This window comes from Prevotella sp. oral taxon 299 str. F0039 (assembly GCF_000163055.2).
Lineage (GTDB): Bacteria > Bacteroidota > Bacteroidia > Bacteroidales > Bacteroidaceae > Prevotella.
On the sequence record NC_022111.1, the window covers coordinates 1,336,352 to 1,363,342 of the forward strand.

Below are 26,991 nucleotides of genomic sequence, written 5' to 3' on the forward strand. Positions count from 1 at the left end.
CTATACATATTTAATTAAAAGATTAACCCAATAAAATTACATTCAAATGGAAAAGAAAATAGAAAAAGGAACACAATTTATTCCACAAGAAATGATCGACTATTCTGAAGGTGGAATTGTTAGTAAAGAGTTCTTGCACAACGATGCAGGTAGCCTAACTCTCTTTGCTTTCGATGCAGGACAAGCACTTTCAGAACATTCTGCACCATTCGATGCAACCGTACAAGTGCTCGATGGCGAGGCAGTTATTAAGATTGATGGAGTTGAAAGAATTGTAACAGCAGGCGAAACCATCATTATGCCAGCCAATCATCCACACGCATTGAGAGCCGATAAACGTTTCAAAATGCTCTTAATAATGATTAAAGGCAAATAAGAAAACCTGAAACTTTTCATCATACAATATATATAAATCTAACATAGGGTGCCCTTTCTCAATGCAGAGGGGCACCCCTTTTATTGTTATCAACCACTCTTTCAACCGCCAAAACTTAGCCATCCGTTGTTCATCTCTTTGGTTTATCAACCCCAACTCCGTTTCATCAAAACGCTAATCCTTATTTGTCAAAATCCAATATCTTATCCATCAAAACCACATTTGTTCTCCCTTGTCTGCTTGTCTTTTGCGTCTTGCAATGCACTTGTCATGCCACTCGTTTCTAAAAGCATTGACATTGCACACTAAAAGCAGTCCTTTTACACCCCAAAAACAATGCTTTTGCCCCATAATAGCATAGCTTTTAGTTGTTCAACCCACATCGTCTCTGCCACAACGACACTGCCATCACCCTGTTGTTGCACACCTATAAATAAAAGAATGATACTCTGTAGTGGGGCAAAGAAAAAACAATAAATGCTTTGGATTTGTCATTTATTATCATTACCTTTGAACCAAAAGGAGGTAATATGACAAAGATAATTACTCAAGAAAACTTTAACGACCTATACATCGACCCCATTGAACAAGAAAGAATCGATAAGTTTGTTTGCGATGAGATGGCTCGTCAAATTCATAGATATATCAAAGCAATGCACGGAAGTAAAGCTATGATGTTGAAGTTTGAAGACAATTTGTCTGCTTTAACTGTCGAACAGAAAGAAGAAGCCATTGCATATTACATCGACTTTAATAGAAAAGTGCTCAGTGGACTTGACCTTAAAGTAGTGCTTGCACGTGCTATGGCAAACTATTGCGACACCTTTAGCTTCTTACAAGAATTGCTTTCGAACAAAGAAAAGTTCGATTTCTACTTAAAAAGAATAAAGAGTAAGTATGTTCAATACCACGAAATATACGAAGAGAACGGCAAGTTTGGAATGAAAGACTACAAGGGTAACATTCTAATCGAGCCGCTCTACGATTTCTTGCGCACTCCTTATATCTTCTCAGACGACCTCTCTATCATTCCTGTTATTGCCCAAAAAGATGGCAAAATGGGACTCATCTTGCCCGATGGACATAACACGATTGTGGCAGAATTTATCTACGACGACATCTCTTTGCGTGAAGAAGCACCTTTCTTTGAGGCTACCAAAGGCGAAGAAACCTTCCTCTTAACGGGGGAATAGATGCCTATCTAACTGCAATTCCTTAATAATCAAGAAACTATTGAGCGCATGAACGATTTTACCATGCACCAAATTGATTTTTTTTTTGTTATCCATTATCAAGCAACAAAGGCTATTGTGTTGCCCATCGGACACGATAATAGCTCGTTATGATGCTATGCTCTCAACTGAAAAGAATACTTATTGGCAAAGTTTCAACCTCTTTTCATAAATATATAAGCTTCCAACAATAAGTGTCTTTTTTGTTTCTATCAAGATTATTTTTTATCTTTGCAACCGCAAATAACAATCAATCAGCAAAGAATGAAAGTATTAATCACAGGCGCAAGCGGCTTTATTGGCAGCTTTATTGTTGAAGAATCTCTGCGTCGTGGTATGGAAACGTGGGCTGCAATACGCCCAAGTAGCTCCAAAGAGTTCCTTAGTGACGAAAGAATAAGATTTATAGAACTTGACCTTTCGAATGAAGAAACGCTCAAAAAACAGCTTGCAAACACCACTTTCGATTATGTAATACATGCTGCAGGAGCTACAAAATGTATCAATAAGGACGACTTTTTCAAAGTAAATACAGAAGGCACAAAGAACCTTGTCAATGCTCTTATTGCATTGAAGATGCCCCTTAAACGCTTTATTTTTATTAGTTCGCTAAGCGTTTATGGTCCTGTTCACGAACAACAACCCTACAAAGAGATTTGTGAAACAGATGTTCCTGTCCCCAATACGGCATATGCTGAAAGCAAACTTGCCGCAGAAGAGTATATCAACTCAATAGGAAACAATTTCCCTTACATTATTCTTAGACCCACAGGAGTGTATGGTCCACGTGAAAAAGACTATTTCATGATGGCTAAGAGCATTAAGAATCATATCGACTTTGCTGCGGGTTATAAGCAACAAGACCTCACTTTTGTGTATGTTCAAGACGTTGTTCAAGTGGTTTTCCTTGCCTTTGACCGAGGAAAAAGCGGTAGAACATACTTCATTTCTGATGGTAGTGTTTATTCATCACGTCACTTTAGCGACCTCATTCGTAAAGAATTAGGTATGCCTTGGTGCCTTCGTATAGTGGCTCCGCTATGGGTTTTACGTGTTGTTACATGTGTTTCAGAATACATATCACGCATAACAGGTAAAATAACAGCACTTAACAACGACAAATACAACATATTAAAACAACGCAATTGGCGATGTAATATCGAACCAACTGTCGATGAATTGGGTTATCACCCATCGTTTAACCTAGAAAAAGGCGTTCATCTCACCATTCAATGGTATAGAGAACGAGGCGAGATTTAATAGGTGTCAACACGCATGAAGAATTTTATTATAGACTTATTGAAGATAGAAGCAAAGCCAAGAAAAGGTCTTTTGGCTTTAGAATGGGCTGTGTTAGCCTATTTAGTGCTCACCACTTTAGTGATATTATTTACCTACACACGATTAGAAAACCCTGACTCGATGATGTGGGGGCGCCTTAGAATTGTTGCAATGACAATGGGTTTATGGCTGGTTTACAGACTTGTGCCTTGTAAACTCACACAACTTGCAAGAGTATTGTTGCAGTTTGGGCTTTTAGCTTGGTGGTATCCCGACACTTACGAGATCAATAGAATATTCCCAAACCTCGACCATTGGTTTGCAACATGGGAGCAACAGCTCTTTGGTTTTCAGCCTTCTGTGTCATTCTCTCAGGTCTTTTCGTCGCCCATCATCAGCGAATTAATGGATTTAGGCTATGTAGCTTACTATCCTATGATGGTGCTTTTGGTTCTATTTTACTTCTTCTACGATTATAAAAACTTTCAACGTTGCGCCTTTGTCATCATTGCTTCGTTCATGGTTTACTATGTAATATACGACTTTTTGCCTGTTGTTGGACCTACATTCTACTTTAAAGCCATTGGAATGGATAGTGTTTCAAAAGGCATCTTCCCTGCCGTTGGACACTATTTCAATACACATACCGATTGTTTCCCTAGTCCTGGATACCCCAATGGCATTTTTTATCAACTTGTAGAGAGTGCAAAAGAGGCAGGAGAACGCCCAACTGCAGCATTTCCAAGCTCTCATGTAGGTATATCAACACTATGTATGTTATTGGCATGGAATGCAAAAAAGCGTTGGTTGTTTTGGGTTCTTATACCATTTTTTGTGTTCTTGTGCATGGCAACGGTATATATACAGGCGCATTATGCTATTGATACTATAGCAGGATTTATAACTGCAATAGCTTTTTATTTTCTCTTTGGTGCTCAGTTTTGGCATAAAAATAAAGCATAAATAAGATAAAGATGATGAGGCTCTCGATCTTTTCGAGAGCTTTTTGTATCTCTTTAGTTTTCAATATCTTTCTTATATGAGCTAAAAAGAAGTGCTTTTGCCATGCAATAACATTGCTTTTACGGCCTAAAAACAATGCTTTTGAGCTATAATAGCATAGCTATTAAGAATGAAACATGGCGAGATGATTTTTGTTGAGTAGCTATTGATATTCTAAAAGACATAGAATAAGATCACAATACTGCTTTTTTACATGCAAAATGGAATCAAAATATCAAAAAAGAGTATTAAAAACTTGCTTATATCATATTTATATTGTTCCTTTGTTCGTACGTAACCGCCCTATTAAAAGGGCATAAAAACCACATAACGGATTGTTTATGACAATGCTTCGAGCTCTATTTTTATTAATAACTATCTTCTTCACAACAACCATTTCGGCACAAATAGAAGATCAAGAAGACAATACTCCTTCCGCAGCAGATGTCGACTTAAAGAATACTATGTTTGTGCCTATGATAAAAGTAGGTAAGGTTTTGCATGGGAAAGATAGCATTCAGTATGTTCAAATGAGCAATGTCTACGTTTATCCGCAACCTATTTTTGAAGATGAAAAGCAACGTGAAGCCTATAATCGACTAGTGTTGAATGTTAAGAAGGTGTTACCTATTGCCAAAGAGGTAAACAAAATAATCATAGAAACATACGAATATCTCGAAACTTTGCCTAATAAAAAGGCGAAAGATGCCCACATGAAGATGGTAGAAGAGAGCATAAAACGAGAATATACACCTCGAATGAAGAAGCTTTCGTATAGTCAAGGTAAACTACTTATCAAACTAATATATCGAGAAAGCAACTCTTCTTCCTATGGATTGATACAGGCTTTCCTCGGACCAGTGCGTGCGGGGTTTTATCAAACCTTTGCTTGGATGTTTGGAGCAAGCCTCAAAAAGAAGTATGAACCTAACGGAGTAGATCGCTTAACCGAAAGAATTGTACGACAAGTAGAAGCAGGACAAATATAAACCTTATATTATTTAATGTATAATCATCTCGAAAACAAAAGGTCAAAGCATATCTTCTTCACATTAAAAGTATCACAAATATTAGGTATTTTATACTTTTTATGAGCCTAAAAAGTATGCTATTCCCTATTTTTTTCTTATCTTTGAAGAAATAAAAGAGATGCAGTTGCACACCAATAAAACCTTGTATTACTATGGAACTGATTGATCATTTATATTGTGTGATACTTGCTGGAGGCAAAGGAAAACGCTTATGGCCATCTAGTAGGAATGAATATCCAAAGCAATTCATCGACTTCTTTGGGGTGGGAAGAACGCAATTGCAACAAACATACGACCGACTTGCTCGCTTAGTACCTGCAAATCGCATTATAATAAGTACTTTTCGAGAGTATGTTTCAATTGTCAAAGAACAATTACCTCACATCTCCGACGAACAAATATTAGACGAACCCATTCGCAAAGACACCGCTCCTGCTGTGGCTTGGGCAGCTTATCGCATTACAAAATTAGACGAAAAAGCTACCATTTTGGTAACTCCTTCCGACCAAGACATACGCAATGAAGACGCATTTAGTGTCAATGTGCACGAGGCTTTGGCGTTTATGGAGAAGGAAAAAGAAGCTATTGTGGCTATGGGAGTGCGCCCTACACGACCCGAACCAGGCTATGGTTACATTCAAATAGGCGACAATGTAGATCACGATATCTATACCGTTAAGTCGTTTACAGAGAAACCTAATCGTGAATTTGCACAGCTATTTGTAGATAGTGGCGAGTTTTATTGGAACACAGGTATGTTCTTTGCACGAGCAAAACAACTGCTCGAGAACACTTATCAACTGCTTCCTATGGTGCTAAAGACTTTAGATGATGAGAATTCCAACGCCACTTTGGAAGAAGAAAGGGCTTTTCTTGAAACCAATTATTACGAATATCCCAACATACCTATCGACAGAACAATGTTAGAAAGGGCATCACACACCTATTTATTAAAGTGCGATTATGGTTGGGCAGATATGGGAACATGGCACAGTATATATGAAGAAAAGAGCAACAATAGCACAGACAATGTGATAATTGATAGCGATGTGCTGATGGAAAACTGCTCTAATTGTGTTGTAAAGCTACCTAAAGGCAAGCTTGCAGTGATCAATGGACTCGATGATTACATTGTTGCTGAACAAGACAATGTGCTCCTTATATGTAAAAAAGAAGACTCTTCGGCTCTCATTCGCAAGTATGTTACAGAAGTACAAGTGAAGAAAGGTGAGGAATATTGTTAGAAATACCACAAACAAAACCATGCTATTAGCATGAAAAACAAATGTGAAAAACATAGAGACAATTGCTTTATACACCTTAATAGGCTATAAAACAGAGGAGATTTAACAAACACATAGAAAAGAAGAACAGACCCTTTAGGAGTCTGTTCTTCTTTTGTTATGCTTCTTTTTCAATGATATCGAGCAACAAAGCAAAGTCGTTTATAATCCAAGTTGCGCCTGCTTGTTCTAAACTTTCTTTCGTTCCGTTACCAAAAGTAACGCCAACTGTGCGCAAACCAGCCCTTTTCCCCATTTCAATATCAAACCAAGTGTCACCCACCACAATCGTTTCTTCGGGCTTAAAATACTGTTCTTCTAATGTTTTTAGAACAGGTTCGGGGTGCGGTTTGTGGTTTGAAACCTCGTCTGCACCAATGATATAGGGTATAAAAGAGTCGATTTTCATTTCTTCGAGCAAAGCCCTTGCCGACCAAGAACGACGACTTGTGGCGATAGTCATTTGTATTTCACGACGTGAAAGTTCATGAATGGTGTCTATAACATGCTCGAAAGGTGGAACAGAACCAGGTTTATTGTTACGTCTAAACACCTTTTCATAAGTTGTAATGCATTGCTCTATTATTGCTTCGTCATTGCCTGCAAGCTCTACAAAAGCAGCTTTCAAAGGTAACCCAATGGTATTTCGACACTCTTGTGCTGTGCAAATATGCAAGTTAAGTTCTGAAAGTGTATCTTGAAGGCATTGCACAATTAAGGCGGTTGAATCGCCAATCGTTCCATCAAAGTCGAAAATTATATTTTTAATCATATTTCATTATGTTTAGAACGGCACGTCTTGTTCGATAAAGACGTTTCTTTTTAAGTCCCGAATATAAAGTATTCAAACGGCAACAAAAGTACAAATAATTCATTGTTTCTTAAATATAATAATGTAATAAAATAACAATTACTGAAGAGTTTTACGTAACTTTGCAACATCATGATTAAAGAACAGAATATAAATAAGTATGAAATAATGGCTCCCGTGGGCTCAAGAGAGAGCTTAATGGCAGCAATTCAGGCTGGAGCAAACTCCATTTACTTTGGTATTGGACAACTAAATATGCGCTCACATTCAGCCAATCATTTCACAATAGACGACCTTCACGAAATTGCTTCGATATGTTCCGAACATGGAATAAAAAGCTATTTAACAGTGAACACCATTATTTACGGAGGTGATATCGAAACAATGCACCGTATAGTAGACGCTGCAAAAGAAGCAAAAGTAAGTGCAGTGATTGCCGCCGACGTTGCAGTTATTATGTATTGTCGTAGCATTGGCGTTGAGGTTCACTTGTCTACACAGCTCAACATCACCAATATCGATTCGTTAAAGTTCTATGCTCAATATGCCGATGTTGTGGTATTGGCTCGAGAACTCAACATGGAACAAGTGTCAGAGATATACCAACGTATTATAGAAGACGATGTGCGAGGTCCTAATGGCGAGCTTATTCGCATAGAAATGTTCTGCCATGGCGCACTATGTATGGCGGTATCGGGCAAGTGTTACTTAAGTATCGACAACGAAGCACATTCGGCTAACCGTGGAGATTGCCGTCAACTATGCCGTCGTTCGTATATTGTTACCGACAAAGAAACAGGCACTGAGCTTGAAGTAGATAACCAATACATCATGAGTCCCAAAGACCTTAAGACCTTAAGGTTCATCGATAAGATGATGGATGCAGGTGTAAGAGTATTCAAAATCGAAGGTCGTGCACGTGGACCAGAGTATGTTTACAAGGTAGTTACATGCTATAAAGAAGCCATTGAGAGCGTATTAAACGACACTTTCACTGAAGAAAAGAAGGATAAGTGGGACGAAGAGCTATCAAAAGTGTTCAATCGTGGATTCTGGGACGGCTATTATCAAGGTCAAAAGCTAGGCGAATGGAACAAGAATTATGGTAGTGCAGCCACTGAAAAGAAAGTACTTGTGGGCAAAGTAGTGAAATATTTCTCTAAAATAGGCGTAGCAGAGATTGCCGTTACCGCTTCGGAAATAGAGAAAGGCGAACGCATTTTAATTACAGGACCTACCACTGGAGTGATGTATCTCGATGCGAATGAAATTCGATACGACCTCAATCCAGTTGAAAAAGTAGAGAAAGGTTGGAACGTTTCAATCCCCGTTACCGACAAAGTGCGTCCTAACGACAAAGTGTTTAAGCTGGTTACCGTAGCCCCCAAATAACACATTGCTCCGTAAAAGCTATGAGTTTGCACCCTAAAAGCAATGCAATTACACCCTAAAAGCAATGCTTTTACAACGCAATATCAATGCTTTTCAAAACCAAGCGCAAAAGCCTTATAAACAAAGCACTTGCAAAGGGGATACAAAACCAAAATAATTGACAATCAAATTATAAACAACGCACCTCAGAAAGTTCCTCAAAAGACTTTCTGAGGCATAAAAACAAAGGTATGACAATCAATCAAATACAAGACGAAGTGATCGAAGAGTTCAACGATTTCGCTGATTGGATGGATAAATATCAAATGCTTATCGACTTAGGTAATGAACTTTCACCCCTTGATAACCAATATAAAACAGAAGAAAACCTCATCGAAGGCTGTCAAAGTAGGGTGTGGGTGCAATGCGATTTCGACGGAACACAATTGCATTTTACCGCAGATAGCGATGCTTTAATTGTGAAAGGCATCATCGCTTTGCTTATTAGAGTGCTCGATAATCACACTCCTCAAGAGATTTTGGATAGCGACTTATACTTTATAGACGCTATTGGTTTGAAAGAACACCTATCTCCAACTCGTTCAAATGGACTCCTTTCAATGGTGAAACGCATTAAGGCTTATGCCTTGGTATATGCTCAAAGCTAAACACTTTACATAAGATTACAGAATAAAATGCGCAAGTTAAACGTATTAGAAATGAACCGTTTAACGGTAGAAGAGTTCAAAGCGGCTCGCAAACTACCGCTCGTTGTGGTGCTCGACAATGTTCGTTCGCTTCATAATGTGGGCTCGGTATTTCGCAGTTGCGACGCTTTTCGAATCGAAGCTGTTTACTTATGTGGCATAACGGCTACACCACCCAGTGCTGAAATACATAAAACTGCACTTGGAGCAGAGGATAGTGTGAGCTGGAAATACTATAAATCGACCCTCGATGCGGTTGAAGAACTAAAGCAACAAGACTATTTTGTTTATTCAATTGAGCAGGTAGAAGGGTCGCAAAACATGGCTAAAATAAATTTAGACCACTCTAAACGCTATGCTGTTGTGTTGGGAAACGAAGTGAAAGGGGTTCAACAAGAAGTGGTAAATGCCAGTGATAGTTGTTTAGAAATACCACAATTGGGCACCAAACACTCGCTTAACGTAAGCGTAACCGCTGGAATTGTGGTGTGGGAGTTTGCAAAACAACTCGTACTATAATTGCTTTTCGAGGCCAACCAAGAATAAATAGTAAAACAACTACAATGTAACAAGCATGAAACCTGTGAGACTTTATAGCCTAATAGCAGATTTCGTTGAACCGATAAGTGGTGTAACGAAATTGAAAAGACATGCTATTAAGGGACTTTTGTCGTTCTTCTTACTCACTATTTTCATAGCTTGCAACGAACAAGACCATAACCTTCAGCTCGGAGAACTCGAACAATCGTTCGACGAACAACTTGTATCTATCTCGCAAGAGAATGATTCTGTTAGCTGGATTGGTAGTGCTGAGGGTGATGTTTGGCGCATATCGGATCACGAAAAGCAACATTTTGATATTTCAGACGACCGCATTTATAAAGTGGTTGTGCAGCCTTTGCCCCATAACGACACGCTTTGTTGGATTGGAATACGCAACAAAGGACTTCAGAAATGGCAACTTTCAAAAGGCAAACTACATCACCTCAAAAACTATTCTATCCCAGTTAAAGGCATCAACTACTCGGTTTACGACATCATTTCTACACCCAACGAGTTGCTAGTAGCAAGTAGTAATGGCTTATTCTATTTGCCTTTAAGCAACGAAACCAATTCCCTCCAACGCTTATATCCAGTCCAAAGCAGTGCAAATTGCATGAGTCCACAGGTTATTCGCAAACTTTCGAGATATAACAAAAACACTATTGTGGCTGCATCGCAAAGCGGTTTGTTGGTAATCAACCTATCAACAAAACACGTTTCGGTATTACATGAACAGCAAGACGTGAAGTATGTTTACATTAAAAACGACACTTTATACAGCCTTCTCAATGATTCTCTTATCAAAGAAAATATCAAAGGACAGATGTTTAAGAGCGTTTCGCTCGACTTTTGCCCTGCTGTTTACACACAAATAGGCAACAACCACTATTTAATAGGCAATAAAACCATTGCCATAAGTAAAGATCTTGAACATTTTATCACCATTCCTTTGCGCCGAAAGGTGCCTACATTGTGCAGTAATATCTTAACCATTGGAACAAAAAATGGCTTTATGTCGCTGGTAACAGAGAATGCTTTGTGGCGCATTCCACATCATCTTAGTGTGTTTAATGATAACGGAGCCATTACAACTTCATGTTCCGATGAGGATAATAGCTATTTTATTAATGCCCAAAATGAGATCTATTGCAGGAAAAATGGCGAGCTTTCGGCTAAGAAAATATACACACTTCCTGCCTCAGAGACGGTTATTCAGCTTCATTCTAGTAAGAAACAGCTGTTCTATACCACTTCTCATAACTCGGTAAAGACCATTTCTTTAAGTTCGAGTTACATCAAAAATCAACTCTTTGTACGCCCTTCTACCCTCTATCAAAGTTGTGCAAAGATTACTGCCTCATATCTTTTTAGCGACGAAAAGCAAACAAAACTCTATTTAGGAGTGCAAGATAGTGCCTTTATTATCGATAAAAAAGGAAGCGTAGAGCCCCTAAATAACTTCCAAAACAAATATGTTATCGCCTTTCTTTCAAAGGATAACAACTCTCATTTGTATATTGCTACGCTCAATAATGGCCTATTTTATGGCACAAACAACAAGTTAGTGCCCATTAGTAGCAACGACTCTACGGGCGCATTGCGTGACTTTATTGTTACAGATGAGCAGAATCCACGATTTATTGGGGCAACCAATAGACTGGTGTTTATGCAAAATAGCAAAGAACAAAAGCACGTAAAGGGAATTAAAAAGCTGTTGTATGTGAATGATACGCTATTCTATGCAGTGCTGAACAATGGAATTTTACCTTTCACCCGCAAAGGAAATAGTTTGAAAGTGCACCACGTTTTATATCCAGACATTCAGTTCGAGGCATCTGCCTGCAATGTTGCTAAACAGCAATTGCAGTTGGGAAGTGCCATAGGAGTGTTGTTGCTCGATGCCGAAACGGGCGACAATGCGCAGTGGTTGTATTTTGATAGCAGTGTACCCAGTATGCGAATCCTCTTTATTATCGCAGCTTTTGCAATACTTATTTTTATTTCTGTGGTAATAATAATGAAGAATAGAGATAAAAACAATGCCGAACTAAATATCGAATCGAAAGAAATTCTGTTGCAACGTCTAAACGATCTTGAGGCGATGTACGACCTATTAGAACGCAATGACAAAGGAGATATTGAGTCTTTGCGCATCGATCTCGATGCAATAACGCTGTCGGCACGCAAAGCCAACAAGCAATTAACTGCCATTTCGCAACGCATTATGCAGTTAAACCGCAATACTGCAATGTTATTACCTAAGAAACTGCAAAGTCAAATCAACCAAATAGTTACCATCGACGCCTTCGAACGTAACGCATTAACCATCGAGTCGCAAAACGCTTTGGCATCGGATAATCTCGAAACGATTAAAGATCAGGTGCAAAAGAATCAGCCTTGGATTCAACAAACCATGGCTATTATCGAAACATTGACACTCTATAAAGGCACAATGGCACGTGTTGCGCCTATCAACGGCATTACCACTGAGGTGCAAAACGGCATCACCCTCACCGAAAAGGCTTTGATAAAAGAGCCTTTGAGCACCACTCTCGGTTACTTTAAGCAGTTGAGTGAGCACTATGAATGGCTGATGGGAGCAGACTGTTTGCCTGCTATTGTCGACTATATCGATGGTCTTTTTGTGCGTCTTAACAATATTTCGCAACAAAACAATGTTGTGATGGCTATCGAAAAAGAGTTGAAAGAGATTGAATTAACATTCAAAAACACCGATAGAGAGCAGGTTCTTGTGAACATAAAGCGCATTACTAAGGTGATAGAACAGCTCGAAGAGTTGAAGAAATTGAGCAATTCGATGGAGAACTATGTAACTATTAGGCAGTATGTGCTTCACAATAACAAAGAAAAGACAATGCCCAAGCAGGCTTATCAACTTGAAAACGAGGTGGCGCAAAGGGCAAGTAACGAGGTAGAAGCAATTAAAGAAAGTGTAAATAAGGTATTGAAAGGATTAGAGCAAACCGACATTTACATTATACACGATGTGTTAAACATGAATCGAAAAGATAGTCAAACGGCACAAGTTCTGGCTCTTCTATTGGCAAATGCAAAGGTGAAACGCACGCTTATTGCTGGAATGTTGGGCTTATATGGAAACTTTAATCCTGTTATTAGTCGTTTGATTAATGGAAAACTGAAACCCAACAAAGCGCAATTAACCGAGTATATCAAGCATACTCCTGTCACTTTGGTACAAGGAATCTTAGCTCTTATTGAAAAGAGTGAGGCATAGTTCAAACCGAGTATTGCACGATGTCGAAGCAAAAGCACTGTTATTAGATAGTAATAGCAGTGCTTTTAATGTATAATCTCAATGCTTTTGCACCTCAATCTCAATGCTTTTATTGTGCCACTATTTTCTTTTTAACAAGTAGAAGAATTACAGATGATAGCAAGGAAGTGGGTAATTATGGAACATTTTCTCGTTAAAAAATTATAACAAACGTATATCTTCCTCCAAACTATGCTCTTTATGTCCCTTTATTTTAGTACTTTTGCAGCGGTTCCGTAGCTCAGTTGGATTAGAGCAACAGCCTTCTAAGCTGTGGGTCAAGGGTTCGAACCCCTTCGGAATCACTAAGAAGCAAAGGCATTATCAATGATTTGATAGCGTTTTTGCTTTTTTGTTTTATTACACTTTATGGTTCTATCTGCCTTAGATGATGTTGCAAAGATGATTGATGTAACAATAAATGATATTTCAAACAATACTAACTATCTATGGATAAAAATACTTTTGCAAATCAGTTAAGTATTTGGTTAGTTCCAACATCACTCTGTTGCTATTGAGATGAGCATAATAAAAGGTTTCACTTGTTGATAAACAACAAAAGTGAAACCTTTTAATATCATTGCACTTCATGTTTTCTTATCTTCTTAATAGTTGGTTAAACAACCAAGAACTAATGGAAAACGAAGAAAACGAAAAGCTTTTTATTTTTTCTTTATATGTTTAATGAAGCGCAAATGCCAATTAAATTACTTATAAACAATGTTCGTTTTAGTTCAAAGGATATTTAAAACGAATAGGATCATCGTATTGTTCTTGTAGCTTCCAAAGCTCTTTTTTCAGCTTCTTCACCACTTGTTGCATGTTCGCATCGTTATAAGCGTTGTGCATTTCTTTGGGGTCTTTCTCTAAATCGTATAATTCCCAAGAGTCGATGTCATTATAGAAGTGAATCAACTTATAGCGTTTAGTTCTAATTCCATAATGTCTTTTCACTGCATGTTCAGCGGGATACTCGTGGAAATGATAGTAGAGCGCATCTCTCCAGTGCTTTTGTTTTTGTCCTTTTAATAGTGGAAGCAACGAAACTCCTTGTATATCGTTAGGCACTTTCACACCAGCGATTTGCAAAATGGTTGGAGCATAGTCGATGTTTTGCACCATTTCGTTGATATCTCCACGTTTGTTGAATTCTTTTGGCAACGACATTACCAATGGAGTACGCATACTTTCTTCATACATAAAGCGCTTATCGAACCATCCATGCTCTCCCATATAGAAGCCTTGGTCGGATGCATAGATCACGATAGTGTTCTTATCGAGACCCGTTTGCTTTAAGTAGTCGAGCACTCTACCTACGTTATCGTCGAAAGTTTTAAGCACTTTGGCATAGTCTCTCATATAACGTTGGAACTTATATTTATACAATTCCACTGTATCTTTATGCTCTTTACTGTAAAAGTCGATAGAAAGAGGAGAATATAACTTGAAGTATTCTGCCTTTTCTTCATCGCTCATTCTGCCAATCATACCCAAATAGCCATCTGAAAGACGTGACTTTTGACCTGGAAGATACATCTTTGTGTCGTAGATGATATCCATATGCTTGCCAACTTGCATTTCTTGAGCCGACGCTGCCTTTCTTCCTTCATAGTTATCGTTGAAGTTATCGGGCATATCAAAGGTTTTATCTTCATACTCATTCAAGTATTTCATCTCAGGAAGCCAGTTTCTATGGCATGCTTTGTGTTGCATTAAAAGCACGAAAGGCTTATTTTTATCACGCTGTTCGAGCCAGTTTAAGCCAAGATCAGTAACGATATTGGTTACATATCCCTTATATCGAACAGTGTCGTTGTTCATTGTTATGAAGTCGGGATTATAGTAATTGCCTTGTCCAGGGAATATAGTCCAATAGTCAAAGCCTGTTGGAAGGGTCTCAAGATGCCACTTTCCAACGATAGCTGTTTGATAACCAGCCTTCTGAAGCAGCTTAGGAAAGGTTTGTTGAGTGCCATCAAACACGCTCATCTCATTACTCAAGAAGCCGTTTTTATGACTATGTTTGCCTGTTAACATGCACGCTCTACTTGGACCTGATAGCGAATTAGCCACAAAACTATTGGTGAATTTAACCCCATTGTCGGCAATTCGGTCAAGATTAGGGGTGTTAACATAACGCTTGTCGTAACAACTCATCATTTGAGCAGTGTGGTCGTCGGTCATAATCATCACCACATTGTATTTTTGTTGTGGTGCTTTGTCGCCCTTGTTTTGAGCCAATGCCAATGAAGAAGGAACCAAAGCTCCGAGCCATGGCGTAAGAAGTGTTGCGATGTGTGTGATTTTTTGTGTCATCAAAATATTTTGTTTAGGTTTCAAAAGCACTGTTATTGCATGCTAAAAGCAGTGAGTTTACACTCTAAAAGCATTGAGTTTAGGCATCAAAAGCAGTGTTATTGAAATGTGATAGTGGTGCAAATGTAATCATTTGATTTTAGATATACAAAAGAAAGGAATAAAAAGCATATGTTATCGTGGTTTTATTTATAGTATTCTCTTGCTTTTAATCCTTTTGTTTTGAGCTCGTTCTGCATCTAGAAATATGTAGCAAGCGAACTAAAGATGGGTAATTTCTTGGTGTATTTCTATCTTTGTTTGGAAAGAAAGGTCGTTTCAAAAGGTAAAATAAAAACCTGCAGAGATGTTAAAGATAAAATTCTCCAAAGTAAGAACCTTGAAAATAAGTATTAATTTTTTGTTATTTTTATATTCATTTCTATACTTTACCGCTATATTTGTAGGTGATTAAGCCTTAAACCCATAATGAATAAGAAAGAAACAAACAATAGTTATTCGCATATTCTTAAATATACGAGCATCTTTGGAGGTGTTCAAGGCTTGGTTATTCTTATCGGAATGGTTCGCAATAAGCTCATTGCGTTGCTCTTAGGACCACAAGGTATGGGTTTAATGGCACTTTTTAACTCGACTGTTCGATTGATTTCCGACACCACAGGTTTAGGACTTGGAATGAGTGCAGTGCGTGAATTGTCTCGACTTTATGATGAAGAGCATCACGAAGAGCTGAAAAGTAGGATAGAGTTAATACGTTCGTGGAGCCTCATTACAGCTTGCTTAGGTTTTGTTTTGTGCGTTGTTTTGAGTCCATTGATTAACCATTACACTTTTTCGTGGGGCAATCACACCCTACATTTCATGCTTTTGGCACCTATTATCGCCCTAACCGCTTTGTCTGCAGGCGAATTATCGATATTAAAAGCCACCCGAAAGCTCCGTCGTTTGGCAGAGATTTCTATTTATGGAGTGCTTTGTGCGCTTGCAACATCAGTGCCATTGTATTACATCTTTGGCGAGTCTGCCATCGTACCCTCGTTGATTATCATTGCATTGTCGCAGTTTATCATTACCATTACCTATTCATTTCATTATTATCCCTACCGAGTTCATTTCGATTCAGATACCTTTTCAGAAGCCAAACCAATGCTTCGTTTGGGTATATCCTTTCTTGGTGCGGGTATAATGGGCAGTGGAAGCGACTTTATTGTGCGCTCTTTCTTGAATTATGAGGGCAGTTTAGATGATGTTGGCTTGTATAATGCAGGCTATATGATAACGATGACCTATGCAGGAGTGATTTTCTCGGCAATGGAAACCGATTATTTCCCGAGATTATCGTCGGTGAATAATAATGTAGAAGAACGCAATTTGCTTGTTAATAGGCAGTTAGAAGTGTCGCTATTGCTCATTTCTCCGCTCTTAATTCTATTGATGTCGACCCTTCCTATCGCCCTTCCTTTGTTGTATAGTGACGCCTTTTTGGCTGTACTTCCTATGGTGAAAGTGGCTATTTTTGCGATGTTTATGCGCTCATTAGAGCTTCCTGTGGCATATATTACATTGTCTCGAGGAGACTCTAAAGCATTTTTCTTACTCGAGACGACCTACTATCTGCTTTTTATAATGATGTTTTGGCTGGGCTATAAATATGCTTATCTTTTTGGAGTAGGTCTTGGTTTGGTGGTAACAGGATTGCTTTTTAACATCATTCTCTATGCTTTTGCCTATCAAAAGTATAGCTTTTGCATCTCAAAACGAATGCTTTTATACCTCGCAATACAGCTATCTTTAGCAGGTTTGGTTTACTTTGTCAGCTCCAATTCCAACACATTGCTATCTTGGAGCATACAAGGTGCGAGCATAGTGACAAGCTCTTGCTTTTCGTTTTATATCCTTCGCAACAGCATAAGCGGAATATTCAAACGAAAATAAGAGAACAACAGCCCAACAATTAAAAAGATGTTAGGAGAAAATAAGAAAACTATGTGTTGTTTTCTTTTGTGTATTTAGGTTTGTTTCGTGGGTGATGTTCGATGATTGCTTTGCGCAACGACTCTCTATCTATGTGCGTATAGATCTCTGTTGTGCTAACACTTTCGTGCCCTAACATCGCTTGAATGGCAATTAAGTCTGCGCCTCCACGAAGCAGTTCAGTTGCAAATGAATGGCGAAGGGTGTGTGGCGAGATTGTTTTTTTGATGCCAGCCAACTCCGCTTGCTTTTTAATCATAATCAAAATCATGGTTCGTGTAAGGTGAGCACCACGTCTATTGAGGAACACATAGTCTTGTTCTCCAGGCTTAATGTTCATGATATTGCGGTCTCTAAACCATAATTCCAACTCGTAAAGGGCTTTATCTGAGATGGGAATTAAACGTTCTTTCGAACCTTTACCAATCACTCTGATATAGCGTTCGATGATATAAATATTCGAAAGTTTGAGGTTAATGAGTTCAGAAACACGCAAACCGCACGAAAAGAGAATTTCTATTATGGCACGATTGCGGTGCCCTTCCCATTTAGAAAGGTCGATAGAGTTCTGCAATTGGTCAACTTCTTCGGTCGAAAGCACCTCTGGTAGATGCTCACCAAGTATCGGAGACTCAAGCAATTCGGTGGGATTGTCTTCTAATATCCCATCAATCACCAGATAACGGTAGAAAGAACGCACCCCACTTAATATCCTTGCTTGCGAAGACGCACCAATTTTTCGCTCGTGAAGGATAAAAGCAAAGTGTTCAAAATCGGCTATTTGCATTTTTAACACATCCCTATTGTTCTCTTGACAATAAGTAATGAGGTGTTCAAGGTCGTTTTTATATGCCTCGATAGTGTTGATCGAATAATTGCGTTCGAGTTTCAAATATCTCAAATAGCTTCGAATTACCTTTGCAATTGTTTGATTTTCTTTTTCCATTCTTTTTCCATTCTTTTTGTTATCTTTGCAAAAACGTTGTCTAAAAGCATTGCTTTTGCAAGCCAAAAGCAGTGAGATAACATCTGCACAAAGTTATAAAAAATATCTTATAATGAAGATACTTATTATGAATGGCCCCAATTTGAACCTCTTAGGAGTGCGTGAAACAGCCATTTATGGGGCGACATCGTTCGACGATTATTTGCAAACTTTAAAGCAAAAGTACACCGATGTTGAGTTGGTTTACTATCAAAGCAACATCGAAGGTGAGATGATTAACAAACTACAAGAGGTTGGTTTCTCGTTCGATGGCATCGTTTTGAATGCAGGAGCCTACACTCATACAAGTGTTGCGCTATTAGATTGCATTAAAAGTATCACCACACCAGTGGTTGAAGTGCATATAAGTAATGTGCATGCTCGTGAAGAATTTAGACGACATTCGGTTATTTCGCCTGCTTGCAAGGGTGTTATTGCAGGATTCGGCCTGCACTCTTACCAGCTTGCTATCGACGCATTGATAGCCCAATAAAGTCTTTTTGCCACACACAACCATTTTATCTTTTTTTATAATTCATAATGGACAATCAGCTACTTCATCAATATATACTCGACCATAGTGAGCCAGAAGACCCCTTTTTGTATCAACTTTACAGGGCAACCAACATACACACGGTGCACGGACGCATGGCAAGTGGACACCTACAAGGCGTTCTTTTAAAGATGTTTGTAGAGATGTTGCAACCCAAAAACGTGCTCGAAGTGGGCACTTTCAGTGGTTATAGTGCCATTGCAATGGCAAAAGGACTGAAAGAAGGGGCACTTATTCATACCTATGAAATTAATGATGAGATGGAAGATCTCACCCGTTCGTGGATAAAACAATCGGGATTAGAAGATAAAATCAATTTTATCATTGGCGATGCCAACGTTCTTGCTCCCCAACAAGGCATTGTTTTCGATATGGCTTTTATCGATGGAGATAAAAGAACCTATATAGAAACCTATGAAATGACCTTGTCTGTGTTGCGAAAAGGAGGCTTTATTTTAGCAGATAACACCCTTTGGGATGGGCATGTGGTTGATGTTCAGTATGATAAAGATGCCCAAACGCAAGGCATTAAACGCTTTAACGATTATCTACTTGCCGACAATAGGGTAGAACAAATTATCCTTCCGTTGCGAGATGGCTTAACCATTATTCGAAAAAAGTAAGACAATCTATCTACACTCCTTCTTAAGTGCCTTTAACCTGCTATGAACACCTCCTTTAAACAACTATATCTTCAATATTATGCGCCTGCAAAACGCTTTGCAACATTGTATGTGAAGCGAAGCGATGTGGCAGAAGATATTGTGCAAGATGTGTTCTTAAAGATTTATGAACTGCAGAAAAACACATCCCAATGCAACTTTCCTATGGCATATATCATGACTTCTGTAAAGCATGGTTGCATTTCTTTCTTGCGTGGTGAACTGCTTTTAACGCAGTTTGAAGGTACTTATTCGGAGGTAGAACGGAGCGAAATGCAATGGATGTGCCATCAACTTGAAACGTGGGATTTAACCACTTCGCTTAACGAAGATGCTTTTTCTGAAATATATAAGGCGATAGATGCTTTGCCAACTCAATGTAGAGAGATCTTTATTCGTAGTAAGATTGAGGGGAAGAAGCATGCTGAAATTGCCCAAGAGCTGAACATTAGCATCAACACAATAGAGAGTCAGATGTCTATTGCCTATCGAAAATTGCGCAAAAGTTTAGAACATTTTTTATTTCTTTTATTGCTTTTTCTACCATAGTTTTTATTCATTTGCTCCCTATCTCAAAGCTTTTGTTTGTAGAGGGCAGAACCATTGTTGTGTAAAAGAATAGCTTTTGCATTGTAATGTCAATGTTTTTAGGGTGCAATAGCATTGCTTTTAAGGTGTAAACTCAATGCTTTTGTAAAGCAAGGTGGCAAAGAATGTTGTGCAAAGGGATAGTGGAGAAGACAGAAAAGTGTTTTGTTGAGATAAAGTTAGGGCGAAATAAAGATAAAATAGGGTTTCAATTAGAAAGAGATGAGAAAACAATAAAAATAAAAGGACACCTCAAAGTGCCCTTTTATTTAGATAAATAGAAATCATTTTAGATGTTCTTGCCCTCCGCTTCAAATTGCTTTATGACTTATTTAGATAAGCATTGATCACCTCTTGCTTAATCACTTCGGGAACAAGGTGGCTTATATCTTCGTGGTTGCGAATCTTATTGCGAATCATCGTACTGCTAATGTCAATCAAAGGCGCATCAATCACCTGCACATTAGGGGGTAGAGGTGTTGCAATAGCATCAGATCCAGGTCGGGGATAGATGGCAATTCGAAAGTTGTTGATGATGTCTTCTGCTCTAAACCACTTGTGAAAAACCTGCCAGTTGTCGGTTCCAATCAACAAAGTGAATTGGTTTTGAGGATAAGTGGCAGTGAGATGGGTGAGTGTGTTATAGGTGTATGAGGGCTGAGAAAGGACAAACTCGAAGTCGCTGGCAACCAATCCGCTTATGCCTTCAATGCTTTTGGCTACCCATTGATAGCGAATGGCATCGGGAAGAAGGTCGTTTGCGGGTTTAAGAGGATTGTGAGGCGACACAAGTAGCCACACTTCGTCGAACGAAAGCACACGAAGTAGATGTTCTGCAAGCTGAATATGACCCACATGAATGGGGTTATACGAGCCTCCAAGAATACCTATTCGTTTCATTGTGCTGCGTGTTGATTATTTGTTGATAAAGCTTTTGATAACGTCAAAAGCCTCTTTTGTTGCGGTTTCGATATCGTCGTTCACAATAACAACATCATATTGGGGAGCGAACGACAATTCGAATTCAGCTTTTGCAAGGCGGTCTTCGATCACTTCTGGAGTGTCGGTGCCACGAGAAACTAAGCGTTTTTTAAGCTCATTTATCGATGGGGGCTGAATGAAAACACTCAAAGCCTTGTCTTGATAGTGCTTTTTTATGTTGCAACCGCCTTTTACGTCTACATCAAGAACAACGTTTTGACCCTCGTGTAGTTGCTTTTCAACCTGCGAAGTCAATGTACCATAAAAGCGATTAGTGTACACTTCTTCGTATTCGAGGAATTCTCCTGCTTCTATTCGTGCACGAAATTCATCGGGAGAAAGGAAGAAATACTCTATGCCATGTTGTTCTTTGCCTCGTGGTTCACGACTTGTGCAACTGATAGAGAATGCCAATTGCAATTCAGTATGTTGCATCAAGCGATTGATAATGGTGCTTTTTCCACTTCCACTTGGTGCTGAAAAAATAATAACTTTAGACATATTGGGTTGAATTATAATATGTTAAGCACTTGTTCTTTTATTTGTTCTAGTTCGTCTTTCATGCGAACAACGATGTTTTGCATCTCTGCTTGGTTGCTTTTAGACCCAGTAGTGTTGATTTCTCTGCCCATTTCTTGTGCAATAAAACCAAGCTTTTTGCCTTGTCCATGACCTTCATTCATCGTGTCCATGAAGTACTTTAGGTGATTAGTTAATCGTTGCTTTTCTTCGTTTATATCCAACTTTTCGATATAATAGATCAGCTCTTGCTCTAAACGATTCTTGTCATAATCCACCTCGGGCAATGTTTTTAAGCCGTCGAGAATACGTTGTTTGATTTTTTCGACACGCATTTGCTCGTAGGGTTCGATATCTTTTAGCAATTGAGCAATATTGTTTATCTTTTCAGTAAACTTGTTATAAAGAGCCAATCCCTCTTGTTTTCTGAAGTTAGTGAACTGCTCTAAAGCCAAATTAACAGCGTTTTGAACCGCCTTCCACTCTTCTTCTGTAAGCTCTTCAACTTCAGTTCGAGTCATAACTTCAGGCATACGCAAAAGCAATGAGAACCAATCTTTTGGCTCTTCGATACCCGTTTGCGATGAAATAGCTTTGATTTGCTCGTAATAATTGTTTACAAGTGCAGCATTAATGGGCGTTGCGTCGTTTCCGTTTTCTTTCTCAATCCAAATCGAAAAGTCCACTTTTCCACGCTCAATGCTTTTAGAAAGGATGTTACGAATCTCCATTTCACGTTCTCTATACAATGGAGCTATGCGTGCAGAAAGGTCGAAAGTCTTACTATTTAACGACTTTATTTCTACTGTTATCTTCTTATCTTTGTGCGCTATGGATGCTTTTCCATAGCCAGTCATAGAAAGTATCATATGATTTTCTCGTTAATTTTCTGCAAAAGTACTAATTTTGACAATAAAAAGCGTAATTTTGTAGCATATTTAAATAAAGAAAAGAGAAGGGGATAATAAACACTTTTAGGCTTGTTGTAATGCAATTGTGGTAGAAAGGCAAAAGATAAGCATTTGAAAGTATTTTAATTGCACTCTTCTTACTAAATATAAAACTATGTCGTGTATATTAAATATTGAAACAAGTACCAACGTTTGTTCGGTAGCAGTTAGTCAAGATGGATCGTGTATCTTTAATAAAGAAGACCATGACGGACCTAATCACGCTGTGATATTAGGCGTGTTTGTGCAAGAAGCATTGTCTTTTATCGATAGTCACGCTATTCCTTTAGATGCAGTAGCAGTGAGTTGTGGTCCTGGTTCGTACACAGGTTTGCGCATAGGACTATCTATGGCGAAGGGAATTTGCTACGGAAGAGATGTGAAACTCATTGCTATTCCTACCCTAGAGCTGATGTGTGTGCCTCTTCTTTTAGGCGAAAAGATTAGCGAAGAGAATGCTCTTTTATGCCCAATGATTGATGCTCGACGTATGGAAGTGTACTCTCAGTTCTTCGATAGAGCATTAAAAGAGGTGCGTTCTATCAATGCAGACATCGTAGAAAGCAACACTTATGATGATATTTTGGCACAACAACCAGTGTATTTCTTTGGTAATGGAGCCGAAAAGTGCCACGAAGTGCTCACACATCACAATGCACATATCATCGAAGGAATAGTTCCTTTGGCAAAAAATATGTATCCTTTGGCAGAAAAGAGAATGGCTAACGAGCAGTTTGAAGACGTTGCTTACTTCGTTCCTTTCTATCTAAAAGACTTCGTTGCCAAAGAAGCTAAGAAACTATTGTAATGATAAGGCAAAGCAATGGTTTTACCAAAGCATTGCAAATGGTTACAACCCCGAATTGAAAAGTTATATAACGAGGATAAGAAAAACAAATGAATATAGCAGGATTAGATTATAATACACAACGAGAAAAGCTCATTTTGTCGGAGTATGGACGTGAAATTCAAGAGATGGTGCATTATGCAGTGAACCTAACAGATAAGAATGAACGTCAAAGATGCGCTGAGACAATTGTGCGAATAATGGCTCGAATGACTCCAAATACAACCGATCCCGAAAGCAAAAAGCAAAAGCTTTGGGACCATTTAGCTATTATTAGCAACTTTGAACTTGACATTGATTATCCTGTTGACTTATCAACTGCACGTGAATTAGCAGGAAAGCCAGAGCCAATAGCTTATCCTCACAATCGCATACCCGTTCGTCATTACGGCAAAATGGTATTCGATACGCTCAATAAAATAAAGGATATGGAGCCTTCTTCTGAACGAGATGAGCTGATAAGAATCACTGCAAACCATATGAAAAGCTGCTTAGAGCAATATGGACACGGCTCTCTTGATGATGAAAGAATAGCTTCTGATATGGCACATTTTACCGAAGGACAAGTGCAACTCGATGTAAATGCAATGCCATTGAAAAAGAATTGTGCCAAAGTAGTTAACGAAAAGAAACGTAAGAAAAGATAGTATGGAAGCATTTTTAATTGAAGGAGGACATCCATTAAAAGGAGTTATTCACCCACAAGGAGCCAAAAACGAGGCTCTTGAGGTTATTTGTGCAGCTCTACTCACCACAGATGAGGTGGTAATAAAGAATATTCCAGACATCTTAGACGTAAATAATTTAATTCAATTGCTTAAAGATGTTGGTGTAACCGTTAAGCAGTTGAGTCGCAATAACTATTCTTTTAAAGCCGACAACATCAACTTAGACTATTTAGAAAGTGATGAGTTTGTAAAGAAATGTGCCGCTTTAAGAGGTAGTGTGTTGATGATTGGACCACTATTGGGTCGCTTTCATAAGGCAGTTATCACCAAACCAGGTGGCGATAAGATTGGAAGACGCCGCTTAGATACCCACTTCTTGGGATTTAAACAATTGGGAGCAGACTTCGTTCACGATCCTTCTCGCAACGTTTACTCTATTAATGCAAAGCATTTGCACGGCAATTATATGCTACTTGATGAGGCTTCGATAACAGGAACCGCTAATATTATCATGGCAGCAGTGCTTGCTGAGGGTGTAACCACAATTTATAATGCAGCGTGTGAGCCTTATATTCAACAATTATGTAAGCTCTTAAACAGTATGGGAGCACGCATTAGTGGCATTGCTTCAAATCTTTTAACCATTCAAGGAGTGTCTTCTTTGCATGGAGCAACGCACACTATACTTCCAGATATGATCGAAGTAGGATCGTTTATCGGTCTTGCTGCAATGATTGGCGATGGAATTACCATCAAAAACGTCTCTGTTGAGAATCTAGGAATTATCCCCGACACCTTCAAAAGAATGGGTGTTAAGATGCAAATAAAGGGAGATGACCTTTATATTCCAAAGCAAGAACACTACGAAATCGAGTCTTTTATAGATGGAACCATCATGACTTTGAGTGATTCTCCATGGCCTGGACTCACTCCCGACTTGCTTTCTGTGCTCCTTGTTGTGGCTTCTCAGGCTCAAGGTAGCGTATTAATACATCAAAAGATGTTTGAAAGTAGATTGTTTTTTGTCGACAAGTTAATTGATATGGGAGCTCAAATCATTCTTTGCGACCCTCATAGAGCAGTCGTAGTAGGGCACGATCGCAAACGAAACTTACGCTCGGGAAACATGTCAAGTCCTGATATTAGAGCCGGAATAGCCCTTCTTATTGCCGCATTATGTGCCGAAGGAACAAGCAGAATATCTAATATTTCACAGATAGATCGTGGCTATGAGGATATAGAAAGACGTCTTAACGACCTTGGAGCCAAAATAACTAGAGTGAAAGGATAATCCCTTTAAGAATAAAATGATTAGAGAAGAGAGCGTATATAGAATAGGAGTGATAGGCAAACCACATGGAGTTAAAGGCGAAGTGTCGATGTCTTTCACCGATGATGCATTCGATAGAGTAGACGCCGACTATCTTGTTTTGAAGATAGAAGGCATCTTTGTGCCCTTTTTTATGGAGGAATATCGATTTAAGAGCAATGAAACAGCATTGATAAAGTTCGAGAATATCGATTCACAAGAGCGTGCAAAAGAACTCACAGGATGCGAAGTTTTCTTCCCAAGAGAATTAGTTCAAGAGCTAACTGACGAGCTTTCTTGGGCTCAAATTATTGGTTTTCAGCTTATTGATGCGCAGACTTGCAATGCAATAGGCACCATAGTAGATGTTGATGAAACCACCATTAACACCTTATTTGTTGTAGAAGACCATCAAAACAACGAGCTTCTTATTCCTGCTTCCGAAGAGTTTATAAAAGAAGTAGATGCTGATAAGAAGACAATAAAAGTGACCTTACCACAAGGTATATTAGATTTAGAATAATGAAAAAGCAAATATGCATACTTGGTTCCACTGGTTCTATCGGAACACAAGCGCTTAAAGTGATAGAAGAACATGTCGACTTGTTTGAGGTATATTGCCTAACTGCCAACAATAGGGTAGAAGAATTGGCGCAACAAGCTCGCAAGTTTCGCCCCGATAGCGTTGTTATTGCTAACGAAGAGCGATATGAAGAGCTAAAAGAACTATTGCACGATTGTCCTGAAATAAAGGTTTATGCAGGAAAAGAAGCCATAGACGAAGTGGTGCAAGCTGCGCCAATAGACCTCGTACTCACTGCAATGGTGGGCTTTTCGGGTCTTTCTCCAACCATAAAAGCAATCGAAGCACGTAAAAAAATATGTCTTGCTAACAAAGAAACACTTGTTGTTGCAGGCGAACTTATTGGCGCATTAGCCGCTCAATACAATGTTCCTATTTTGCCAGTAGATAGCGAACACTCTGCAATCTTTCAGTGTTTAGTAGGCGAAGGCAACAATCCTATCAGTAAGATCTTATTAACTGCAAGCGGAGGTCCATTCCGTTTGAAAACAGCCGACGAGCTTTTGCATGTAACAAAGGCAGATGCTTTGAAGCATCCAACATGGAATATGGGTGCAAAGATAACCATCGACTCGGCTACTATGATGAATAAAGGCTTCGAAGTGATAGAGGCTAAGTGGCTATTTGGGGTAGATGTAGACAAAATAGAAGTGTTGGTGCACCCACAATCCATTGTTCATAGTGCCGTACAGTTCGTTGATGGCTCGGTAAAAGCACAGCTCGGAGTACCCGATATGTGCCTTCCCATTCAGTATGCCTTTACTTATCCCGATCGAATTACATTGAAAGGCGAAGAATTAAACCTGTTTAATCACCGCTTAGAGTTCTTTCCTGCCGACCAAGAGAAGTTCCGTTGTCTTGCAATGGCATACGAAGCATCTCGCAAAGGGGGCAACATGCCTTGCATCTTAAATGCAGCAAACGAAATAGTTAACGAAGCATTTAGAAACGATGCCTGCTCTTTCTTGCAGATTGCAGAGGTAATCGAGAAGACGATGAACGCTGTTTCGTTCGACGCAAATCCTTCTTACGATACCTATATTCAAACCGATTTAGAGGCAAGAAGAAAGGCAACCGAATTACTTTCATTGTAAAAAGCATTGCTTAAGCATATTATTTGTGCT

Annotated in this window: 25 protein-coding genes and 1 tRNA gene; 20 read left to right on the plus strand and 6 right to left on the minus strand. The window is 38.9% G+C overall.

Translation table 11 applies throughout. The features are described from left to right. The first annotated feature begins 46 nt into the window (after nt 1-46). The 6 genes from HMPREF0669_RS08185 (at nt 47) to HMPREF0669_RS08210 (ending at nt 6,166) form a co-directional block, all read left to right on the plus strand. Nucleotides 47-376 carry a cupin domain-containing protein gene (locus HMPREF0669_RS08185; protein WP_009227939.1) on the plus strand — a complete coding sequence of 110 codons (330 nt, stop codon included), beginning with the start codon at nt 47-49 and terminating at the stop codon, nt 374-376. A 530-nt stretch (nt 377-906) separates the two neighbouring features. Next, complete coding sequence (locus tag HMPREF0669_RS08190) at nt 907-1,569, plus strand: hypothetical protein (RefSeq protein ID WP_044045675.1); 663 nt, start codon at nt 907-909, stop codon at nt 1,567-1,569. Between the two features lie 303 nt (nt 1,570-1,872). Beyond that, the gene (locus tag HMPREF0669_RS08195) at nt 1,873-2,868 is read left to right on the plus strand and encodes an NAD(P)-dependent oxidoreductase (protein ID WP_020967346.1); all 996 of its coding nucleotides are present in this window, start codon (nt 1,873-1,875) and stop codon (nt 2,866-2,868) included. 15 nt (nt 2,869-2,883) lie between these two features. Next, nucleotides 2,884-3,852 (plus strand): phosphatase PAP2 family protein, encoded by a 969-nt coding sequence (locus tag HMPREF0669_RS08200; protein WP_009227935.1) that lies wholly within the window; start codon nt 2,884-2,886, stop codon nt 3,850-3,852. Nucleotides 3,853-4,232: 380 nt separating this feature from the next. Next, nucleotides 4,233-4,880, plus strand: coding sequence for a DUF4294 domain-containing protein (locus tag HMPREF0669_RS08205; protein WP_020967347.1), 648 nt, complete (start codon nt 4,233-4,235; stop codon nt 4,878-4,880). 194 nt (nt 4,881-5,074) lie between these two features. Further along, the gene (locus HMPREF0669_RS08210; RefSeq protein WP_020967348.1) at nt 5,075-6,166 is read left to right on the plus strand and encodes a mannose-1-phosphate guanylyltransferase; all 1,092 of its coding nucleotides are present in this window, start codon (nt 5,075-5,077) and stop codon (nt 6,164-6,166) included. A 157-nt stretch (nt 6,167-6,323) separates the two neighbouring features. Here the strand turns inward: HMPREF0669_RS08210 and HMPREF0669_RS08215 are convergent, their stop codons facing one another. Next, entirely contained in the window at nt 6,324-6,977 is a 654-nt protein-coding gene (locus HMPREF0669_RS08215; RefSeq protein ID WP_009227932.1) for an HAD family hydrolase, read from the minus strand. Nucleotides 6,978-7,148: 171 nt separating this feature from the next. Between HMPREF0669_RS08215 and HMPREF0669_RS08220 the strand changes: the two genes are divergently transcribed. The 5 genes from HMPREF0669_RS08220 to HMPREF0669_RS08240 all read left to right on the plus strand — a co-directional run bounded on the left by HMPREF0669_RS08220 (nt 7,149) and on the right by HMPREF0669_RS08240 (nt 13,237). Then, a complete protein-coding gene (locus HMPREF0669_RS08220; RefSeq protein WP_009227931.1) occupies nt 7,149-8,408 on the plus strand; it encodes a peptidase U32 family protein in 1,260 nt (419 codons plus the stop codon). Between the two features lie 230 nt (nt 8,409-8,638). Continuing rightward, a complete protein-coding gene (locus tag HMPREF0669_RS08225; RefSeq protein WP_009227930.1) occupies nt 8,639-9,055 on the plus strand; it encodes a SufE family protein in 417 nt (138 codons plus the stop codon). Between the two features lie 27 nt (nt 9,056-9,082). Next, entirely contained in the window at nt 9,083-9,613 is a 531-nt protein-coding gene (locus HMPREF0669_RS08230; RefSeq protein ID WP_009227929.1) for an RNA methyltransferase, read from the plus strand. 55 nt (nt 9,614-9,668) lie between these two features. After that, nucleotides 9,669-12,893, plus strand: a complete 3,225-nt coding sequence (locus tag HMPREF0669_RS08235) for a hypothetical protein (protein ID WP_009227928.1) — start codon at nt 9,669-9,671, stop codon at nt 12,891-12,893. A gap of 269 nt (nt 12,894-13,162) precedes the next feature. Continuing rightward, nucleotides 13,163-13,237 (plus strand) — tRNA-Arg (locus HMPREF0669_RS08240). A gap of 424 nt (nt 13,238-13,661) precedes the next feature. Here HMPREF0669_RS08240 and HMPREF0669_RS08245 read toward each other — a convergent pair. Beyond that, nucleotides 13,662-15,248, minus strand: a complete 1,587-nt coding sequence (locus HMPREF0669_RS08245; RefSeq protein ID WP_009227927.1) for a sulfatase — start codon at nt 15,246-15,248, stop codon at nt 13,662-13,664. A gap of 468 nt (nt 15,249-15,716) precedes the next feature. Between HMPREF0669_RS08245 and HMPREF0669_RS08250 the strand changes: the two genes are divergently transcribed. Beyond that, on the plus strand, nt 15,717-17,183 hold the full coding sequence (locus tag HMPREF0669_RS08250) for an oligosaccharide flippase family protein (RefSeq protein ID WP_009227926.1): 1,467 nt from the start codon (nt 15,717-15,719) through the stop codon (nt 17,181-17,183). A gap of 49 nt (nt 17,184-17,232) precedes the next feature. Here HMPREF0669_RS08250 and xerA read toward each other — a convergent pair whose 3' ends face one another. Then, on the minus strand, nt 17,233-18,168 hold the full coding sequence (xerA, locus tag HMPREF0669_RS08255) for a site-specific tyrosine recombinase/integron integrase (RefSeq protein ID WP_009227925.1): 936 nt from the start codon (nt 18,166-18,168) through the stop codon (nt 17,233-17,235). Between the two features lie 112 nt (nt 18,169-18,280). On the opposite strand from xerA, the gene aroQ reads away from it, so the two are divergent. Genes aroQ through HMPREF0669_RS08270 form a run of 3 tightly spaced genes read left to right on the plus strand, consistent with a single transcriptional unit; the run spans nt 18,281 to nt 19,971 of the window. Next, on the plus strand, nt 18,281-18,700 hold the full coding sequence (gene aroQ / locus HMPREF0669_RS08260) for a type II 3-dehydroquinate dehydratase (RefSeq protein WP_009227924.1): 420 nt from the start codon (nt 18,281-18,283) through the stop codon (nt 18,698-18,700). Nucleotides 18,701-18,747: 47 nt separating this feature from the next. Further along, on the plus strand, nt 18,748-19,383 hold the full coding sequence (locus HMPREF0669_RS08265; RefSeq protein ID WP_009227923.1) for an O-methyltransferase: 636 nt from the start codon (nt 18,748-18,750) through the stop codon (nt 19,381-19,383). A 42-nt stretch (nt 19,384-19,425) separates the two neighbouring features. Then, complete coding sequence (locus HMPREF0669_RS08270; protein ID WP_009227922.1) at nt 19,426-19,971, plus strand: RNA polymerase sigma-70 factor; 546 nt, start codon at nt 19,426-19,428, stop codon at nt 19,969-19,971. A 360-nt stretch (nt 19,972-20,331) separates the two neighbouring features. On the opposite strand, the gene nadD is transcribed toward HMPREF0669_RS08270, so the two are convergent. The 3 genes from nadD to HMPREF0669_RS08285 are packed head-to-tail and all read right to left on the minus strand — an operon-like array spanning nt 20,332 to nt 22,379. Continuing rightward, a complete protein-coding gene (gene nadD / locus HMPREF0669_RS08275) occupies nt 20,332-20,910 on the minus strand; it encodes a nicotinate (nicotinamide) nucleotide adenylyltransferase (RefSeq protein ID WP_009227920.1) in 579 nt (192 codons plus the stop codon). 15 nt (nt 20,911-20,925) lie between these two features. Then, nucleotides 20,926-21,492: a guanylate kinase gene (gene gmk / locus HMPREF0669_RS08280; RefSeq protein ID WP_009227919.1), complete on the minus strand. Its 567-nt coding sequence runs from the start codon at nt 21,490-21,492 to the stop codon at nt 20,926-20,928. 11 nt (nt 21,493-21,503) lie between these two features. Continuing rightward, a complete protein-coding gene (locus HMPREF0669_RS08285) occupies nt 21,504-22,379 on the minus strand; it encodes a YicC/YloC family endoribonuclease (RefSeq protein WP_009227918.1) in 876 nt (291 codons plus the stop codon). A gap of 196 nt (nt 22,380-22,575) precedes the next feature. Here HMPREF0669_RS08285 and tsaB point away from each other — a divergent pair, with 196 nt between their 5' ends. The 5 genes from tsaB (at nt 22,576) to HMPREF0669_RS08310 (ending at nt 26,961) form a co-directional block, all read left to right on the plus strand. Then, complete coding sequence (tsaB, locus tag HMPREF0669_RS08290) at nt 22,576-23,268, plus strand: tRNA (adenosine(37)-N6)-threonylcarbamoyltransferase complex dimerization subunit type 1 TsaB (RefSeq protein ID WP_009227917.1); 693 nt, start codon at nt 22,576-22,578, stop codon at nt 23,266-23,268. A gap of 89 nt (nt 23,269-23,357) precedes the next feature. After that, nucleotides 23,358-23,954 carry a DUF4290 domain-containing protein gene (locus HMPREF0669_RS08295; protein ID WP_009227916.1) on the plus strand — a complete coding sequence of 199 codons (597 nt, stop codon included), beginning with the start codon at nt 23,358-23,360 and terminating at the stop codon, nt 23,952-23,954. 1 nt (nt 23,955) lies between these two features. Continuing rightward, nucleotides 23,956-25,266 carry a UDP-N-acetylglucosamine 1-carboxyvinyltransferase gene (gene murA, locus HMPREF0669_RS08300; RefSeq protein WP_009227915.1) on the plus strand — a complete coding sequence of 437 codons (1,311 nt, stop codon included), beginning with the start codon at nt 23,956-23,958 and terminating at the stop codon, nt 25,264-25,266. A gap of 16 nt (nt 25,267-25,282) precedes the next feature. Next, on the plus strand, nt 25,283-25,807 hold the full coding sequence (gene rimM, locus HMPREF0669_RS08305) for a ribosome maturation factor RimM (protein WP_009227914.1): 525 nt from the start codon (nt 25,283-25,285) through the stop codon (nt 25,805-25,807). Continuing rightward, nucleotides 25,807-26,961: a 1-deoxy-D-xylulose-5-phosphate reductoisomerase gene (locus HMPREF0669_RS08310; RefSeq protein ID WP_009227913.1), complete on the plus strand. Its 1,155-nt coding sequence runs from the start codon at nt 25,807-25,809 to the stop codon at nt 26,959-26,961. Before rimM ends, HMPREF0669_RS08310 begins: the two co-directional genes overlap by 1 nt. The last annotated feature ends 30 nt before the right edge of the window (nt 26,962-26,991 follow it).

Excerpts from the sequence above, each read along its gene's own strand:
- xerA (WP_009227925.1), bottom strand. The coding sequence starts at position 18,168 with ATGGAAAAAGAAAATCAAACAATTGCAAAGGTAATTCGAAGCTATTTG.
- rimM (WP_009227914.1), top strand. The coding sequence starts at position 25,283 with ATGATTAGAGAAGAGAGCGTATATAGAATAGGAGTGATAGGCAAACCA.
- HMPREF0669_RS08195 (WP_020967346.1), top strand. The coding sequence starts at position 1,873 with ATGAAAGTATTAATCACAGGCGCAAGCGGCTTTATTGGCAGCTTTATT.
- HMPREF0669_RS08265 (WP_009227923.1), top strand. The coding sequence starts at position 18,748 with ATGGACAATCAGCTACTTCATCAATATATACTCGACCATAGTGAGCCA.
- HMPREF0669_RS08270 (WP_009227922.1), top strand. The coding sequence starts at position 19,426 with ATGAACACCTCCTTTAAACAACTATATCTTCAATATTATGCGCCTGCA.
- HMPREF0669_RS08210 (WP_020967348.1), top strand. The coding sequence starts at position 5,075 with ATGGAACTGATTGATCATTTATATTGTGTGATACTTGCTGGAGGCAAA.
- HMPREF0669_RS08190 (WP_044045675.1), top strand. The coding sequence starts at position 907 with ATGACAAAGATAATTACTCAAGAAAACTTTAACGACCTATACATCGAC.
- murA (WP_009227915.1), top strand. The coding sequence starts at position 23,956 with ATGGAAGCATTTTTAATTGAAGGAGGACATCCATTAAAAGGAGTTATT.
- HMPREF0669_RS08215 (WP_009227932.1), bottom strand. The coding sequence starts at position 6,977 with ATGATTAAAAATATAATTTTCGACTTTGATGGAACGATTGGCGATTCA.
- HMPREF0669_RS08285 (WP_009227918.1), bottom strand. The coding sequence starts at position 22,379 with ATGATACTTTCTATGACTGGCTATGGAAAAGCATCCATAGCGCACAAA.
- HMPREF0669_RS08205 (WP_020967347.1), top strand. The coding sequence starts at position 4,233 with ATGACAATGCTTCGAGCTCTATTTTTATTAATAACTATCTTCTTCACA.
- gmk (WP_009227919.1), bottom strand. The coding sequence starts at position 21,492 with ATGTCTAAAGTTATTATTTTTTCAGCACCAAGTGGAAGTGGAAAAAGC.
- HMPREF0669_RS08220 (WP_009227931.1), top strand. The coding sequence starts at position 7,149 with ATGATTAAAGAACAGAATATAAATAAGTATGAAATAATGGCTCCCGTG.
- HMPREF0669_RS08225 (WP_009227930.1), top strand. The coding sequence starts at position 8,639 with ATGACAATCAATCAAATACAAGACGAAGTGATCGAAGAGTTCAACGAT.
- HMPREF0669_RS08235 (WP_009227928.1), top strand. The coding sequence starts at position 9,669 with ATGAAACCTGTGAGACTTTATAGCCTAATAGCAGATTTCGTTGAACCG.
- nadD (WP_009227920.1), bottom strand. The coding sequence starts at position 20,910 with ATGAAACGAATAGGTATTCTTGGAGGCTCGTATAACCCCATTCATGTG.
- HMPREF0669_RS08310 (WP_009227913.1), top strand. The coding sequence starts at position 25,807 with ATGAAAAAGCAAATATGCATACTTGGTTCCACTGGTTCTATCGGAACA.
- HMPREF0669_RS08185 (WP_009227939.1), top strand. The coding sequence starts at position 47 with ATGGAAAAGAAAATAGAAAAAGGAACACAATTTATTCCACAAGAAATG.
- HMPREF0669_RS08200 (WP_009227935.1), top strand. The coding sequence starts at position 2,884 with ATGAAGAATTTTATTATAGACTTATTGAAGATAGAAGCAAAGCCAAGA.
- aroQ (WP_009227924.1), top strand. The coding sequence starts at position 18,281 with ATGAAGATACTTATTATGAATGGCCCCAATTTGAACCTCTTAGGAGTG.
- HMPREF0669_RS08250 (WP_009227926.1), top strand. The coding sequence starts at position 15,717 with ATGAATAAGAAAGAAACAAACAATAGTTATTCGCATATTCTTAAATAT.
- tsaB (WP_009227917.1), top strand. The coding sequence starts at position 22,576 with ATGTCGTGTATATTAAATATTGAAACAAGTACCAACGTTTGTTCGGTA.
- HMPREF0669_RS08295 (WP_009227916.1), top strand. The coding sequence starts at position 23,358 with ATGAATATAGCAGGATTAGATTATAATACACAACGAGAAAAGCTCATT.
- HMPREF0669_RS08230 (WP_009227929.1), top strand. The coding sequence starts at position 9,083 with ATGCGCAAGTTAAACGTATTAGAAATGAACCGTTTAACGGTAGAAGAG.
- HMPREF0669_RS08245 (WP_009227927.1), bottom strand. The coding sequence starts at position 15,248 with ATGACACAAAAAATCACACACATCGCAACACTTCTTACGCCATGGCTC.